The organism is Streptomyces sp. MGP-P1 (genome assembly GCF_057766565.1).
In genome coordinates this window covers 760,550-774,921 of sequence record NZ_JBYMEM010000007.1, presented here as the reverse complement: position 1 = coordinate 774,921, position 14,372 = coordinate 760,550, and the positions used below count along the sequence as shown (strand labels likewise).

The window sequence follows — 14,372 nt, the reverse complement described above, 5'->3', positions numbered from 1 at the left end:
GATGGGGCGGTCAGCGCCGTGAGTCCTAGGCCGAAGGGCTGATCACTTCGGAGCACTCCTGCTGTTAGCCTGCTCTTGCATATAGCTTGCAATAACAACTGGACGGCATTCCCAGCAGTCGGAGGGCTCGCATCATGGCCACGTACACGCTCCCGGAACTCCCGTACGACTACGCGGCGCTCGAACCGGTCATCAACCCGCAGATCGTCGAGCTGCACCACGACAAGCACCACGCCGCGTACGTCAAGGGCGCGAACGACACCCTGGAGCAGCTGGAAGAGGCCCGCGACAAGGAGGCCTGGGGCGCGATCAACGGCCTTCAGAAGAACCTCGCGTTTCACCTCTCCGGCCACATCCTGCACTCGATCTACTGGCACAACATGACCGGCGACGGCGGCGGCGAGCCCCTCGCGGCGGACGGCGTGGGCGACCTCGCCGACGCGATCACCGAGTCCTTCGGCTCCTACGCGGGCTTCAAGTCCCAGCTGACGAAGGCGGCGGCGACCACCCAGGGTTCCGGCTGGGGCGTGCTCGCTTACGAGCCCGTGAGCGGGAAGCTGATCGTCGAGCAGGTCTACGACCACCAGGGCAACGTCGGCCAGGGCTCGGTCCCGGTCCTCGTCTTCGACGCCTGGGAGCACGCCTTCTACCTGCAGTACAAGAACCAGAAGGTGGACTTCATCGAGGCGATGTGGCGGGTCGTCAACTGGCAGGACGTGGCCAAGCGCTACGCGGCCGCCAAGGAGCGTGCGGACGTGCTGCTGCTCGCCCCCTGACCGGAGGCCGGCGCACCGCACCACCACGGACGTCCTGCCTCGTGATCGTCTTCTCAACCTTCACCACGGCAGGCGGATGAACGGGGAGCCCCCGCGAGGACATGGCTCGCGGGGGCTCCCCCATGACGGCTATTTAGCTATTTAGCTAGTTAGCCCATGTGCTAAACATGCACACATGGAATCACCCGCCATTCCGGCCGACGAAGAGGCGAGCGCCTTCCGCGCGCTCGCCGACCCCACCCGCCGCCAGATCCTGGAGGATCTGCGGGGCGGCGAGCTGGCCGCCGGCGAGATCGCGAACCGGTTCCCGATCAGCGCCCCGTCCGTCTCGCGCCACCTGGGCGTGCTCAAGGGCGCCGGGCTCGTCACGGAGCGCCGCGACGCCAACCGCATCCTCTACTCCCTCGCCGAGGAACGGCTCGCCCTGTGCGTGGGGCGCTTCCTCAGCGCCGTGTGCCCCGAGCAGATCGTGCTCCGCAACACCAAGTGGCGCTCCGCGCCGGAAGGCGACGCCTCATGATCCGGCCCCGGCTCTCCAGTGTCATCGAACGCCGCCTCCTGGTGAACTACCGGGTCGACCGTCACGTCGCGGCGGCCCTGCTGCCCGTGCCGCTGCGGCCCCAACTGGTGCGCGGTCAGGCGGTGGCCGGGATCTGCCTGCTGCGGATCGGTGGCGTCCGCCCCGCCTGGGCCCCCGCCGCGACCGGGCTGACCAGCGAGAACGCGGCGCACCGGATCTCCGTGGAGTGGGACGGGCCGGACGGCGTCGAGCGCGGCGTCTACATCCCGCGCCGCGACACCGCCTCCCGCTTCAACGCCTTCGCGGGCGGGCGGATCTACCCGGGCGAGCACGGCCGCGCGGACTTCACGATGCGGGAGGACGCCGACTCCGTACGGGTGGCCTTCGCGACCCGGGACGGCGAGGTGGAGGTGGACGCGACCGTGGAGCCCGCCGACGAACTGCGCGGCAGCGGGCTGTTCACGGACCTGGCGGAGGCGTCGGAGTTCTTCCGCCTCGGCCGGCGGGGCCTCTCCCCCAGCACCGGCGGGGGCCACCTGGACGTCCTCGAACTGTCCACGGACGCCTGGAAGGTGACGGCGGGCCGGCCCCGTTCCGTACGCTCCTCGTTCTTCGAGGACCCGGACCGCTTCCCGCCGGGCAGCGCGGTGCTGGACAGCGCGCTGGTGATGCGGGGAGTGGCGGCGGACTGGTCGCAGGGGGAGCCGTTCCGGGTGGGGTGCGGAGCGGGGGCGGGCTGAGCCGCCTACCGAGGGTGGGGGCGGTGGCCGCTCAGGGCGGTCATCCGCCCGTGGGCCCGGGATCGCACCGGGCCGGGAACAGGACGGCGGGCGGGTCGAGTTCGTCGGGGCGTATGCCGTCGACGCGCAGGCACGCGTCGGTGCTGCCTGCCGCCTCCGGCGGGTAGGCGAGGACGACCCGTTCGCGCACGGTGACACGGTCGGCCCGGTGGATTGCCGCCGCCTGCGGCCCGTCGGGGAAGTGCCCCGCGAGAACCCCGAAAACCGCGATGCCGTCCCCCTCGGCGATGATCTCCTGGGCATCGAACCGCCAGTGCTCGGCGGCGTCGGCAAGCAGCCGCTTGCCTTCGCGCCCACGGGCGGAGAGGAGGCGTGCGCCGCCTCTGAGGTGGTCCGCGAGGGCGCAGCAGATCGGGACGGCCTCGGCGTAGGGGGTCGCCACCCGGGTGTACCGGTCGCGGGTGGCGAACGCCAGGGCGTCGTCGAGCAGCCCCAGCGCGGTCGCCCCTGCCTCCGGGTGCCCGTGGCGTGCGATGGCGAGGAGGAGGGGAGCAGCGGCGACGGCGGCGGGGAACACCGCCCCGCAGTGATCGTGCACGAGTCCGCCGCCGGCCAGGAGCGAGCCGGCGTCGGCCGCCCGGACGAGGCCCGCCGCCGTGGCGAGCGCGCACAGGCCGGCGGCGGCGCGGGCGGGCTCGTACAGATCGGCGGGGCCCGGCAGCCGGTCCCAGTCCACCGCCTCGATCGCTTCCAGCAGTTCCAGCACCACCGCATCGTCCCACCTCGGCCGGGCGGGAAAATGCCCGCGCCCCGCCGGGCCCTGATGCCACGATGATCGACGCACGCCCACCCGCACCCGCTCCCCTCCCCTCCCCTCCCCGGAAGCGACCTCATGACTTCTGCCTCCGCGCCCGTCCCGGCCGACCCCTCCGTCCTGCACCCGATGCCCGGCCAACCACGCGTGGTGCAGCTGAAGCCCCTGGTCACCTCAGCGCTGATCGAGGCCGGGGATTACTCGTACTACGACGATCCCCAGCACGCGACGGAGTTCGAGACCCGCAACGTGCTCTACCACTACGGGCCGGAGCGCCTGGTGATCGGAAAGTTCTGCGCCTTCGGCACCGGGGTGCGGTTCATCATGAACGGCTCCAACCACCGTATGGACGGGCCGTCCACGTTCCCGTTCCCGACGCTCGGCGGTTCCTGGTCCGACCACTTCGACCTGTTGACGGGCCTGCCCAACCGGGGAGACACCGTGATCGGCAACGACGTCTGGATCGGCTACGAGGCCGTGATCATGCCGGGCGTCCGCATCGGGCACGGCGCGATCATCAGCTCGCGGTCCGTGGTGGTCTCGGACGTCCCGGAGTACGGCATCGTCGGCGGCAACCCGGCCCGCCTGATCCGCACCCGGTACGCGGAGGCGGACGTCGCGCGCCTGCTGGCGGTGGCCTGGTGGGACTGGCCGGCGGACCACCTGACGCGCCACATCCGTACGGTGATGTCGGGCACGGTGGCGGAACTGGAGGCGGCGGCGCCGGGGACGCCTCGGGCCTGAACGGTTCCGGGTCGACCACACAGGTGCAGGACTACCGGCGGGGCTCCACCGCGGTCCGCACAGGGCGGAAGCGGCGGTGGTATGACCAGGTCACCGCCGCCAGGAGCGGACCCCACAGCAGGAGCGGCGCGTAGGCGGCTACGAAGAGGGCCTCGCCGGCCGAGATGCCGGGGTCCGGGCTGTCGGCGGTCAGGAGTCCGCCGAAGAAGAGGACCCACCACAGAAAGGTGACCGTGAGGGCTCCCAGCGAAGCGGCGAGAACCGCGATCCCGGCGTTGACCGGGCACCCGCCGAGCAGCGGAATCCAGCGCGGCACCACTTCCCCCCAGGGCCTCACCAGACCTAGCGTGAGGTACGAGGCGGCCTCGGCGACCGTGCCGAGCAGCAGGACGTAAGCGAGGGCGAGCAGCGGGGAGTTGTCCGGGAACCCGGCGAGGAACTCCTCGCGCTTCATCACCCCGACCGGCACCCCGAGCACGAGCGCGACGCGCCACACCCCGGAGGGGACCGTCGACCACGCCGCGACCTGGGCGGCGCGGACCGCCCAGCGCGGGGGCGGCCGGGCCGGTGGTGGCACGCGGGCTTGCGGCGGGGCGGGATCCGTCGTCGTCATGCCCCGAATCTCGCGCGCCGCACGGCCCGGCACGTCCTACCGCGTGATGATCCGCCTCCGCCGCGCGGGGGAAGACGGCGAGGGCTCGCGCCCCGCGACGACACGGCACCACGAACGCCCAGTGCTCCGAGAGCGCAGGTTCGCCGGGTTGTTCGGGGCGGCGCTCGGACCGGACGTCACCGGGCCTCCTACCGCCACGACCGTCGGCCCGGCGAACGTCTCCCGTCAGGGGACTACTCGTCGCGCATGGCTTCGATCTCGGCGGCCAGCGCGGCCGCGTCGCGTGCACGCGTGTAGTACTTCCTCGCATACTCGTCGCTGATCGCCGGAAGAACCTTCTCGAACACCCCCACCAACCTGATCAAGCCTTCTCGGGCCGGTACGGGGAGCGGGCCTACGAGAACGCGGGAGACGTAGCCGGCGGTGTCCGCGTCGAGCATCACCATGTCCTGGTCCTCGACGTCCAAGCCGCGGAACCCCCGGGGAAACGGCATGGCCCTGCACTCGGCCACTATCTGCGAGAGCTCGTCGAGTTCCTTCTGCATCACGCGGAGATTCTGCCAGACTCTGTGCGGCGAGGTGCCCCTCGTGCCGCCGCACCGGACGTCACGGCACGTCCGAGCACGCTGACCCGGCCCCCGTCTCCAGGTTGAGCCGTCAGCCGCCGAAGGTGCCTGCCTTCACGCCGTCGATGAACGCGGCCCAGTGGCCGGGGCCGTAGAACTGAAGCCCGGCGGCCGGGTCCTTCTCCGGGCATGGGCCTGTGATGACGAGTGCCAGGACGACGTCATACGCGTACTGAGGTCCGGGCTACCCGCGCTGGTCACCGTGGTCGACCCGGCCGTCGGGCTGCGCGTCACCCTCGCCGGATGGCTCATCAGGTCATCGGCCTTCGAGCCCTGACCGGGGCAAGCAGTCGCTTCCCCACCGGGCCGGGCACTGGGGGACCCGTCGTGGGACGCGTTCTGCCGCTACGGCGTCAAGCTCCGGCAACCCCTGGAAGCACCACGCTCCACCGACGCCCCCTAGGCTGAACCGTTCCCGGGTCCGACCAGGAGCCCGGTCTTCGCGAGCGGAGGGGCGATCATGGGGGAGCTGGACGGCAGGACCGCGCTGGTGACGGGCGCCTCGCGGGGCATCGGGCGTGCCGTCGCCCTGCGGCTCGCCGCCGAGGGGGCTCTGGTCGCGGTCCACTACGGCGGCAACGAAGCGGCAGCCGCCGAGACCGTGGGGCGGATCGTCGAGGCCGGTGGCAGGGCCTTCGCCGTGCGGGCCCTGTTCGGCGGGAGCGGGGCGGTGGACCGGCTGTTCGAGGGGCTGACCACCGGGTTCAAGGTCCACGGCGTGGACGGCCTGGACATCCTGGTCAACAACGCGGGCGTTCACTCGGCCACGTCGATCGGGCAGCTCACCGAGGAGGAGTTCGTGCGGGTACTGGCGATCAACGTGAGCACGCCGGTCTTCGTCGTCCAGCGGGCGCTGCCGCTGCTGCGGGACGGCGGGCGGATCGTCAACATCGGCTCGGCGGCCACCCGGATCGCGAATCCCCAGCAGATCGCCTACACCGTCAGCAAAGCGGCGCTGGCGGCCCTCGGACCGTCGCTCGCCAACGAACTGGGGCAACGGGGGATCACCGTGAACACGGTCGAGCCCGGCGTGGTGCTGACCGACATGATCGGCGCCTACGCCGACGTTCCCGAAGCGGTGGCCGCGCTGGAGTCGATCACCGCGCTCGGGCGCATGGGCCTGCCGGAGGACGTCGCCGACGTGGTGGGGTTCCTGGCGGGGCCGCGGGGGCGCTGGATAACCGGCCAGACCATCGACGTCTCCGGGGGCACCTACCTCGGACCGCCGACGGCCGGGTGATCACCGCTCTGCCCGCGCCCGACCGCCACGCAGGCCTCCTCGTCGGTCACGCCCGACTCGGCCGTCAGCTCGATCAGCGCGTCCAGCCGGTCGCGGGCGGCCAGGAGGGCGGCGGCTGCCTCGTCGATGCGGGCGCGTTCGCGGTGCAGGTCGGGGAGCATGCTGGAGCAGGCGGGCTCCAGGATGCGGCCCTCATCGACCATGCAGGGCAGCAGCTCGGCGATGACAGCCGTGTTGAGACCGGCGGCCAGCAGCATGCGGATGCCCCGTACGGTCACGACGTCCGCTTCCTCGTACTCGCGGTAGCCGCTCGGTCGGCGGGCCGGGCGCAGCAGGCCCTGCTCCTCGTAGTAGCGCAGCAAACGCTGACTGACGCCCGTCCGTCGGGAGAACTCCCCCATGCGCATATGACGACCACCACATTCGGTTGACTCTCACACCGGTGTGAGACAGCAGCCTAAGGCGCATGACACATCAGCCTTCAACGCGCCCGCAGGACAACCCCGTCACCGTCGTCGGCCTCGGCCCCATGGGGCTCGCCCTCGCCGGAGCCCTTCTGAAGAACGGCCATCCCACCACCGTCTGGAACCGCACCCCGGAGAAGGCCGAGGATCTCGTCGCCCGGGGCGCGCGGCTTGCGGCGTCCGTGGCCGACGCCGTGGCCGCCGGCCCTCTCACCGTCGTCTGTCTCAAGGACTACGCGACGCTGTACGAGGTGCTCGACCCCGCCGGCGACGCGGCGGCGGGCCGGACCCTGGTCAACCTCAACTCCGGTACGCCGAACGAGGCGCACGGGGCGGCCGCCTGGGCGGCCGAACGGGGTGTCACCTACCTGGACGGGGCGGTCATGGTCCCGCCGCCCCTCGTCGGGGACCCCGCATCCGTCTTTCTCTTCAGCGGTGCGCGCGAGGTCTTCGACGCCCACCGGGCCACGCTGGCGAGCCTGGGCGGCCCCCGGTACCTCGGCTCCGACCCCGGGCTCGCGGTGCTCCACAACGCGGCGCTGCTCGGCCTGATGTACGCGACGATGAACGGCTTCCTGCACGCCACCGCGCTCGTCGGCTCGGCGGGCGTACGGGCCGCGGAGTTCGCCGATCTCGCGGTGAACTGGTTCCTGCCCACGGTGGTGGACGCGACCCTCGTCGAGCAGGCGCCGGATCTGGACGCGGGCCACTACCCGGGCGACCTCGGCACCCTGCACATGAACCTGAACGCGCTGGAGCACATCGCCCTGACCTGCGAGGAGCAGGGCGTGCACGCGGGGCAGCCGCGGCTGATGCGGGAGATCGCGGCACAGGCCATCGAGGACGGCCACGGCGGGTCGAACTACCTGGCCGTTTTCGAGGTGTTCAAGAAGGCGGCGGAGTCGGGCGCGCGGTAGCGGCGGTGGGGCCCGGCGGGTCGTACGAGCCCCGCCGGGTCAGTCCGGGGAGGACGCCGGCAGCCGGGTCCAGAAGTGGTCGACGATGTTCTCGACGTAGCGGCGCCCGTCCTCGCCGGATGCCGTGGTGCCGCCGGCCCGGCTCAGGGTCGCCGCCAAGAGGCCCTGGTACTCCTGGTGCATGGTGGACAGGGGGCTCTTCAGGTCGCGGCGCTCCATGGAGACCAGCTTGGCGATGTCGCGGATGTGCGCCTGCCAGCGCGTGGAGACCGCCTCGGTGAGGAGGCGGGCCAACTCCTCCTCCAGCCGGGTGATGGCGATGAAGTCGCGCGGGGGAAGGGCGAGGACCTCGCCGAGCTTGACGGACTGCCGTTTGTCGCCGGCCCACAGACCGGCCTCCTCCATGGACAGATACGCGTCGAGGGTGAGACCGGTGGCGCGCGCGACCTCCTCGGCCGAGACGCCGCGCGCTATGCGGTGTTCGAGCAAGGTCCGCGGATGGCCCATGAGTTCACCGGGACGGCACCACAACGCGCCTGCCAGGGCGGTGAACTCCGTCGCGTCCGGCACATGGGTTCCGCGCTCCCACGCGATCACGTGCTCGGGCCCGACGTGTGACGTGCCGAAGGACGCGCGCATGCCGTAGGCGACATGACCGGGTGCCATCCCGAGTTTCTCGCGCAGGGCGCGCGCTGCCCGCGCGTTGAAAGGGAGTGGTGGGTGCACATACGGAGCGTAGGGGAGCTGTCACCGTCAATTCCATACCCGCTGTCGGCTGCCTGCCGGTTTGGCGGCAAAGGTCGCCACTGATTCCGTAGGAAGCCACAGGGCCGAAAGGGGACCAACTGCACGCTCTACGCGGGTAGTTGCGGTCCCACGGCTGCCGCGTATGATCCGCTCGCAAGGTGCCGCATGTGCGTTCGCACAGCGCCTGCCACTCACATCGGGCAGCACCGGCGAAACCCCCCTTCCCCATCATTCGCAGGCTCAGGAGACTCCGTCATGCACCCCAGTACGACCAGCCCGCCGCCCGACGCGAAACCAGACGGATCGGGGCGCGCCGTCGACCGGTTCTTCCGCATCAGCGAGCGCGGGTCGACCTACCTCCAGGAGATACGCGGCGGATTCGCCACGTTCTTCACGATGGCATACATCCTGGTGCTCAACCCGATCATCCTCGGCGGGGCCGAGGACAAGTTCGGCAAGCAGCTGGACAACGTGCAGCTGGTCACCGCCACCGCTCTGGTCGCCGCGGTGATGACGCTGATCATGGGTGTGGGCGGCAATCTGCCGCTGGCCCTGGCGGCGGGGCTGGGCATCAACGCCGTCGTCGCCTACCAGATCGCTCCCCTGATGAGCTGGGACGACGCGATGGGTCTCATCGTGCTCGAAGGGCTGCTGATCTGCGTTCTGGTGATGACCGGGCTGCGCGAGGCGATCATGCACGCCATTCCGCAGCCCCTCAAACAGGCCATCAGCGTCGGCATCGGCCTGTTCATCGCCTTCATCGGCTTCGTGGACGCCGGGTTCGTCACCCGCATCCCCGACGCCGCGAACTCCACCGTGCCCGTCCAGCTCGGCACCGGCACGCTCACCGGCTGGCCGATGCTCGTCTTCTGCCTCGGCGTGCTCCTGACGATCGTGCTGGTCGCCCGGAAGGTCAAGGGCGCGATCCTCATCAGCATCGTCCTGATGACCGTCGTCGCCATCGTCATCAACGAGATCGCCGGCATCAAGTCCTGGGGGCTCACCTCGCCCTCGATCCCCGACAACCCGGTCGCCGCACCCGACTTCGGGCTGCTGGGCCAGTTCGACCTGTTCGGATCGTTCGGCCAGGTCAGCGTGTTGACGGTCGTCCTGCTCGTCTTCACCCTCATCCTGTCCGACTTCTTCGACACGATGGGCACGGTCGTCGGTGTCACCGCGGAGGCCGGGCTCCTGGACGAGCGGGGCCAGGTGCCCGGCCTCGGCCGCGTCCTGCTCATCGACGGTGTGGCCGCCGTCGCCGGTGGCGCCGCGTCCGCGTCGTCGGCCACCACCTACATCGAATCCGCGGCGGGTGTCGGCGAAGGAGCCCGCACCGGCTTCGCCAACATGGTGACCGGCGGCCTGTTCGCGCTCGCCCTCTTCCTCACGCCCGTCCTGACGATCGTGCCGCTCCAGGCGGCGGCGCCCGCGCTCGTCGTGGTCGGGTTCCTGATGATGACCCAGGTCAAGCACATCGACTGGGACCGCTACGACGTCGCCATCCCGGCCTTCCTCACCATCGTCGTCATGCCGTTCACCTACTCCATCACCAACGGCATCGGCGCCGGCTTCGTCGCCTACGTGGTCATCAAGGCGTGCCTGGGCAGGGCGCGCGAAGTCCACTGGCTGCTGTGGGGCACCGCCGCGCTCTTCCTGGTCTACTTCATCATCGACCCGCTGGAGCAGATCCTCGGCCTCAAGTAGCGAAGCCGCCGAGAGCGGTGGCTCCCGTCAGTGGCTTCCGGGTCAGTGGCTTCCGGATCAGTGGCTTCCGGATCAGTGGCTTCCGGCGTCGGAGAGGCAGAACTCATTGCCCTCCGGATCCCTGAGGACGGTCCAGGACATCCCTTGCATCGACTGCTCGCCGACGACGGTCGCGCCCAGCTTCGCCAAGCGCTCCACGTCGGCCGGGCGGTCGGGCGAGGAGAAGTCGACGTGGACCCGGTTCTTGGCGGCCCTGGGCTCGGGCACCCGCTGGAAGCCGAGGACCAGCGGGGTCGCCGCGAGGACGACGAACGCGTCGTAGTCCTGCGGCGGCTCCTCGACGCCCAGCGCCTCGGCCCACCAGGCGGCCAGGGCCTGGGGGTCGGCACAGTCGATCGTGATCATTTCCGGTGAGATGCGCATGCCCCTCACCGTACGGCGCACCACTGACAACGGGCCGGAAGTCCGCCCGGCCCGTTGTCGGCCCCTCAGGCCGGCGCGATCTCCAGCAGCGGGAGTTCGCGGCCAGGGATGGAGCCGGACGGGGTGACGCCGATCCGGACCGCGCCCATGGCCCGGTAGAAGCGCTCCGCGTTCGGGTCGGCGTCGATGGTGAGGCGGGTGAAGCCGAGGCGGCGGGCCTCGTCCATGGTGTGGGCGAACAGCCGTCGCCCGACCCCCCTGCCGATGGTGTCGGGTTCGACGAACATCATGCCGAGCGCGCCCCTCGGCGGCTCCCCGTCCAGGGTGGTGAAGCCCAGGATCCGGCCGTCCTCCTCGGCGACCGCCGTCCGCCGGGCCGCCACGTCCGCGGGGCGGACGGTCAACTCCTCGCGGCAGGCGGCCAGGAACTCCGCGTCGTATCCCCAGTGCCCCTTCGACCGGAGGGCCAGTTCGGTCAGTGCGGCGGCTTCGGCCGCCTCGCCCGCGCGTATCCGCATGGGGTCATCGTCCCCCGTGCGGACACGCGCGGCCACGGACTTGCGCGGATGCCCGCTTGCGCGGTTGGGCACTCGCGCGGCGACCGAGTCGGCCGACGTCAGTCGAAGATCGGGCCCTGCGTCCGGGTCCGCTTGATCTCGTAGAAGCCCGGGATGGAGGCGACCAGCAGCGTGCCGTCCCAGAGCTTCGCCGCCTCCTCGCCCCTGGGGGCGGGGGTGACGACCGGGCCGAAGAAGGCGACCTGCTCGCCGTCCGCACCGGGAACGGCGATGACCGGGGTGCCGACCTCCTGGCCGACCTTGTCGATGCCCTCCTTGTGGGAGGCGCGCAGCTCGGTGTCGTACCGGTCGGAGTCGGCGTACTCCGCGAGGTCGGCGGGCAGGCCGGCGTCCTTCAGCGCGGCGGCCACCGCCTCGCGGGTGGGGCCCTCGCCGTTGTTGTGGAAGCGGGTGCCGAGTGCGGTGTAGAGGGGGCCGACGACCGCGTCGCCGTGGAGCTGCTGGGCCGCGGCGACGACCCGGACCGGGCCCCAGGCCTTGTTCTCCAGGAGGTCGCGGTACTCCTCCGGCAGTTCGTCCAGCTTGTCCTCGTTCAGGACGGCCAGGCTCATCACGTGCCAGCGGACCTCCACGTCGCGGACCTTCTCCACTTCCAGCATCCAGCGCGAGGTCATCCACGCCCAGGGGCAGAGCGGATCGAACCAGAAATCGACCGGGGTCTTGACGTTGGCCGGGGTGTTCTCGGACATGTCTCTCCTCAGAAGGGCGTGTGACACCTGCGGGCGAGAACGCCTCCGGACGGGCGGCCATTCCCTGAATGCCGCCCCGCGGAGGCGCGTGCAAGGATCAATGGGTTCGAACACGACACATGACGCGCGTCACGAAGGAGTGCCCGTGCCCGGTGAAAACCTGTCCCGCGACGAGGCCCAGAAGAGGGCCGAGCTGCTGACCGTCGACGGATACGAGGTCGAGCTCGACCTGCGGTCCGCCGTCGGCGAGCCCGAGGGGGCCGACGGGGGCGACGGGGAGTCCGGTCCGCGGACGTTCCGGTCGCTCACCACGATCCGGTTCCGCTCCGCCCGTGCGGGCGCCTCGACCTTCGCCGACCTGGTGGCCCCGGGTGTGGACGCGGTGACGCTGAACGGGACGGCCCTCGACCCGGCCGTCGTGTTCGACGGGACGCGGGTGGCGCTGGACGGGCTCGTCGAGGGCGAGAACGTCCTCGTGGTCGACGCCCGCTGCGCGTACAGCAGGACCGGCGAAGGCATGCACCGCTTCGTCGACCCGGAGGACGGCGAGGTCTACCTCTACACGCAGTACGAGCCGGCCGACGCCCGCCGGGTCTTCGCCAACTTCGAGCAGCCCGACCTCAAGGCCCCCTACCGCTTCCGGGTGGCCGCCCCCGCCGGCTGGCGGGTCTGGTCCAACGGGGCCGAGGAGTCGCGGCAGGACGGGGTGTGGACCTTCGCCGAGACGAAGCCGATCTCCACGTACATCACGGCCGTCGTCGCCGGCCCGTACCACTACGTCAGCGATCACTACAGCCGTACGTTCGACGACGGCACCACGCTGGAGATCCCGCTCGGCGCGATGTGCCGCAAGGGGCTCGCGAAGCACTTCGACGCGGACGACGTCTTCCTGATCACCAAGCAGGGCCTCGACTTCTTCCACGACCACTTCGACTACCCGTACCCCTTCGGGAAGTACGACCAGGCGTTCGTGCCCGAGTACAACCTCGGGGCCATGGAGAACCCGGGCATGGTCACCTTCCGCGAGGAGTACATCTACCGCGGCAAGGTCACCTCGGCCGCCTACGAGCGGCGTGCCAACGTCATCCTGCACGAGATGGCCCACATGTGGTTCGGCGACCTGGTCACCATGGAGTGGTGGGACGACCTGTGGCTGAAGGAGTCCTTCGCGGACTTCATGGGCTCCTTCTCGATGGTCGAGGCGACCCGCTTCACCAACGGCTGGATCACCTTCGCCAACAACCGCAAGGCATGGGCCTACCGCGCCGACCAGCTGCCCTCCACGCACCCCATCACGGCGGACATCCGTGACCTGGAGGACGCCAAGCTGAACTTCGACGGGATCACGTACGCCAAGGGCGCCTCCGTGCTCAAGCAGCTGGTGGCGTACGTGGGGCGCGACGCGTTCCTCGAAGGCGCCCGGCGCTACTTCAAGAGCCACGCCTACGGCAACACGCGCCTGGGCGACCTGCTGTCGGTGCTGGCCGAGACGTCCGGCCGCGACATGACGGCCTGGTCGCGCTCCTGGCTCCAGACGGCGGGCGTCAACGTGCTCACGCCCGTGCCGACGTACGACGCGGAGGGGAAGCTGGCCGAGCTGGCCGTCGTGCAGGAGGCCGCCGCCTCGCACCCGGAGCTGCGCCCGCACCGCGTCGCGGTCGGCCTGTACCGGCGTACGCCCCAGGGCGAGCTGACGCGTTACGCGCGCGCCGAGGTGGACGTGGCCGGTGAGCGGAGCGTGGTGGAGGCCCTGGCCGGCTCCGAGCGGCCCGACCTGATCCTGGTCAACGACGACGACCTCACGTACTGCAAGGTTCGCTTCGACGAGGGTTCGCTGGCCACGCTCCGCGACCACCTGGGCGAGATCACGGACCCGCTGGCCCGTGCCCTGTGCTGGTCGGCCCTGTGGAACCTGACCCGGGACGCGATTCTGCCGGCCCGCGACTTCGTCGCGCTGGTGCTGGCGTTCGCCGGGCCGGAGAGCGACATCGGCGTCCTCCAGATGCTGCACGCCTGGGCGCAGTCCGCGCTGGTCAACTACGCGGCCCCCGACTGGCGCGAGGAGGGCGGCCGGGCGCTGGCCGACGGCGCGCTGCGCGAGCTGCGGACCGCCGAGCCGGGCAGCCAGCACCAGCTGACCTGGGCCCGGTTCTTCGCGGCGGTCGCCTCGTCCGAGGAGGACTTCCTGCTGCTGGGCGGGCTGCTGGAGGGCACGGCGCGGATCGACGGTCTCGACGTCGACCAGGAGCTGCGCTGGTCCTTCCTCTCCCCGCTGGCCTCGCACGGGGTGGCGAACGAGGCGGCGATCGACGCCGAGCTGGCCCGCGACGACACGGCCTCCGGCAAGCGCCACCACGTACGGTGCCTGGCCTCGCGCCCCTCGGAGGCGGTCAAGGCGCAGGCGTGGGCGGCGGTCGTGGAGTCGGACAAGCTGTCCAACGCGCTGGTCGAGGCGACGATCACCGGCTTCGGGCAGCCCTCCCAGCGGGAGCTGCTCGCCCCGTACGCGAACCGCTACTTCGAGGTGATCGAGCGGATCTGGGCGGAGCGGTCGATCCAGATCGGCATGCACGTGGTGCGGGGGATGTTCCCCGGCCTCCAGGACAGCCCCGCGACCCTCGCGGCGACCGACGCCTGGCTGGGTGAGCACGAGGACGCCGCCCCGGCGCTGCGGCGGCTGGTGCTGGAGGCCCGGGACGATCTCGCGCGGGCGCTGCGCGGCCAGGAGTGCGACCGGGCCGCCGCCTGAGTCGGTACGGATGAGGGGGCGCTCGGGC

At 71.0% G+C, this 14,372-nt stretch carries 16 protein-coding genes; 8 read left to right on the top strand and 8 right to left on the bottom strand.

Features of this window, described 5'->3' with window-relative positions:
• Nucleotides 1-134: 134 nt before the first annotated feature.
• The 3 genes from AC3CH1_RS25075 to AC3CH1_RS25065 all read left to right on the top strand — a co-directional run bounded on the left by AC3CH1_RS25075 (nucleotide 135) and on the right by AC3CH1_RS25065 (nucleotide 2,036).
• Complete coding sequence (locus tag AC3CH1_RS25075; protein WP_389194714.1) at nucleotides 135-776, top strand: superoxide dismutase; 642 nt, start codon at nucleotides 135-137, stop codon at nucleotides 774-776.
• 175 nt (nucleotides 777-951) lie between these two features.
• Entirely contained in the window at nucleotides 952-1,296 is a 345-nt protein-coding gene (locus AC3CH1_RS25070) for a metalloregulator ArsR/SmtB family transcription factor (RefSeq protein ID WP_488464992.1), read from the top strand.
• The gene (locus AC3CH1_RS25065) at nucleotides 1,293-2,036 is read left to right on the top strand and encodes a DUF2071 domain-containing protein (protein ID WP_488464991.1); all 744 of its coding nucleotides are present in this window, start codon (nucleotides 1,293-1,295) and stop codon (nucleotides 2,034-2,036) included. Before AC3CH1_RS25070 ends, AC3CH1_RS25065 begins: the two co-directional genes overlap by 4 nt.
• 40 nt (nucleotides 2,037-2,076) lie before the next feature.
• On the opposite strand, the gene AC3CH1_RS25060 is transcribed toward AC3CH1_RS25065, so the two are convergent.
• Complete coding sequence (locus AC3CH1_RS25060; protein ID WP_488464990.1) at nucleotides 2,077-2,802, bottom strand: hypothetical protein; 726 nt, start codon at nucleotides 2,800-2,802, stop codon at nucleotides 2,077-2,079.
• 126 nt (nucleotides 2,803-2,928) lie between these two features.
• Here AC3CH1_RS25060 and AC3CH1_RS25055 point away from each other — a divergent pair, with 126 nt between their 5' ends.
• Nucleotides 2,929-3,594, top strand: a complete 666-nt coding sequence (locus AC3CH1_RS25055; protein ID WP_488464989.1) for a CatB-related O-acetyltransferase — start codon at nucleotides 2,929-2,931, stop codon at nucleotides 3,592-3,594.
• 31 nt (nucleotides 3,595-3,625) lie between these two features.
• On the opposite strand, the gene AC3CH1_RS25050 is transcribed toward AC3CH1_RS25055, so the two are convergent.
• Nucleotides 3,626-4,207 carry a hypothetical protein gene (locus tag AC3CH1_RS25050; protein ID WP_488464988.1) on the bottom strand — a complete coding sequence of 194 codons (582 nt, stop codon included), beginning with the start codon at nucleotides 4,205-4,207 and terminating at the stop codon, nucleotides 3,626-3,628.
• A gap of 233 nt (nucleotides 4,208-4,440) precedes the next feature.
• Nucleotides 4,441-4,752, bottom strand: coding sequence for a hypothetical protein (locus AC3CH1_RS25045; RefSeq protein ID WP_488466732.1), 312 nt, complete (start codon nucleotides 4,750-4,752; stop codon nucleotides 4,441-4,443).
• Between the two features lie 541 nt (nucleotides 4,753-5,293).
• Between AC3CH1_RS25045 and AC3CH1_RS25040 the strand changes: the two genes are divergently transcribed.
• Nucleotides 5,294-6,073, top strand: a complete 780-nt coding sequence (locus AC3CH1_RS25040; protein WP_488464987.1) for an SDR family NAD(P)-dependent oxidoreductase — start codon at nucleotides 5,294-5,296, stop codon at nucleotides 6,071-6,073.
• Here AC3CH1_RS25040 and AC3CH1_RS25035 read toward each other — a convergent pair.
• Nucleotides 6,046-6,480 carry a MerR family transcriptional regulator gene (locus AC3CH1_RS25035; protein WP_488464986.1) on the bottom strand — a complete coding sequence of 145 codons (435 nt, stop codon included), beginning with the start codon at nucleotides 6,478-6,480 and terminating at the stop codon, nucleotides 6,046-6,048. The two genes, AC3CH1_RS25040 and AC3CH1_RS25035, sit on opposite strands and share 28 nt — an antisense overlap.
• Before the next feature lie 59 nt (nucleotides 6,481-6,539).
• On the opposite strand from AC3CH1_RS25035, the gene AC3CH1_RS25030 reads away from it, so the two are divergent.
• Nucleotides 6,540-7,454, top strand: a complete 915-nt coding sequence (locus tag AC3CH1_RS25030) for an NAD(P)-dependent oxidoreductase (protein WP_488464985.1) — start codon at nucleotides 6,540-6,542, stop codon at nucleotides 7,452-7,454.
• Nucleotides 7,455-7,493: 39 nt separating this feature from the next.
• Here AC3CH1_RS25030 and AC3CH1_RS25025 read toward each other — a convergent pair whose 3' ends face one another.
• Nucleotides 7,494-8,120, bottom strand: a complete 627-nt coding sequence (locus AC3CH1_RS25025) for a helix-turn-helix domain-containing protein (RefSeq protein WP_488464984.1) — start codon at nucleotides 8,118-8,120, stop codon at nucleotides 7,494-7,496.
• A gap of 336 nt (nucleotides 8,121-8,456) precedes the next feature.
• On the opposite strand from AC3CH1_RS25025, the gene AC3CH1_RS25020 reads away from it, so the two are divergent.
• Nucleotides 8,457-9,905: an NCS2 family permease gene (locus tag AC3CH1_RS25020; RefSeq protein WP_488464983.1), complete on the top strand. Its 1,449-nt coding sequence runs from the start codon at nucleotides 8,457-8,459 to the stop codon at nucleotides 9,903-9,905.
• Nucleotides 9,906-9,977: 72 nt separating this feature from the next.
• Here AC3CH1_RS25020 and AC3CH1_RS25015 read toward each other — a convergent pair whose 3' ends face one another.
• The 3 genes from AC3CH1_RS25015 to AC3CH1_RS25005 form a co-directional block, all read right to left on the bottom strand.
• Complete coding sequence (locus AC3CH1_RS25015; protein ID WP_488464982.1) at nucleotides 9,978-10,328, bottom strand: VOC family protein; 351 nt, start codon at nucleotides 10,326-10,328, stop codon at nucleotides 9,978-9,980.
• 65 nt (nucleotides 10,329-10,393) lie between these two features.
• A complete protein-coding gene (locus tag AC3CH1_RS25010) occupies nucleotides 10,394-10,846 on the bottom strand; it encodes a GNAT family N-acetyltransferase (RefSeq protein ID WP_018959226.1) in 453 nt (150 codons plus the stop codon).
• A 98-nt stretch (nucleotides 10,847-10,944) separates the two neighbouring features.
• Nucleotides 10,945-11,595, bottom strand: a complete 651-nt coding sequence (locus tag AC3CH1_RS25005) for a mycothiol-dependent nitroreductase Rv2466c family protein (RefSeq protein WP_488464981.1) — start codon at nucleotides 11,593-11,595, stop codon at nucleotides 10,945-10,947.
• 145 nt (nucleotides 11,596-11,740) lie between these two features.
• On the opposite strand from AC3CH1_RS25005, the gene pepN reads away from it, so the two are divergent.
• Nucleotides 11,741-14,344: an aminopeptidase N gene (pepN, locus tag AC3CH1_RS25000; RefSeq protein ID WP_488464980.1), complete on the top strand. Its 2,604-nt coding sequence runs from the start codon at nucleotides 11,741-11,743 to the stop codon at nucleotides 14,342-14,344.
• Nucleotides 14,345-14,372: the final 28 nt, after the last annotated feature.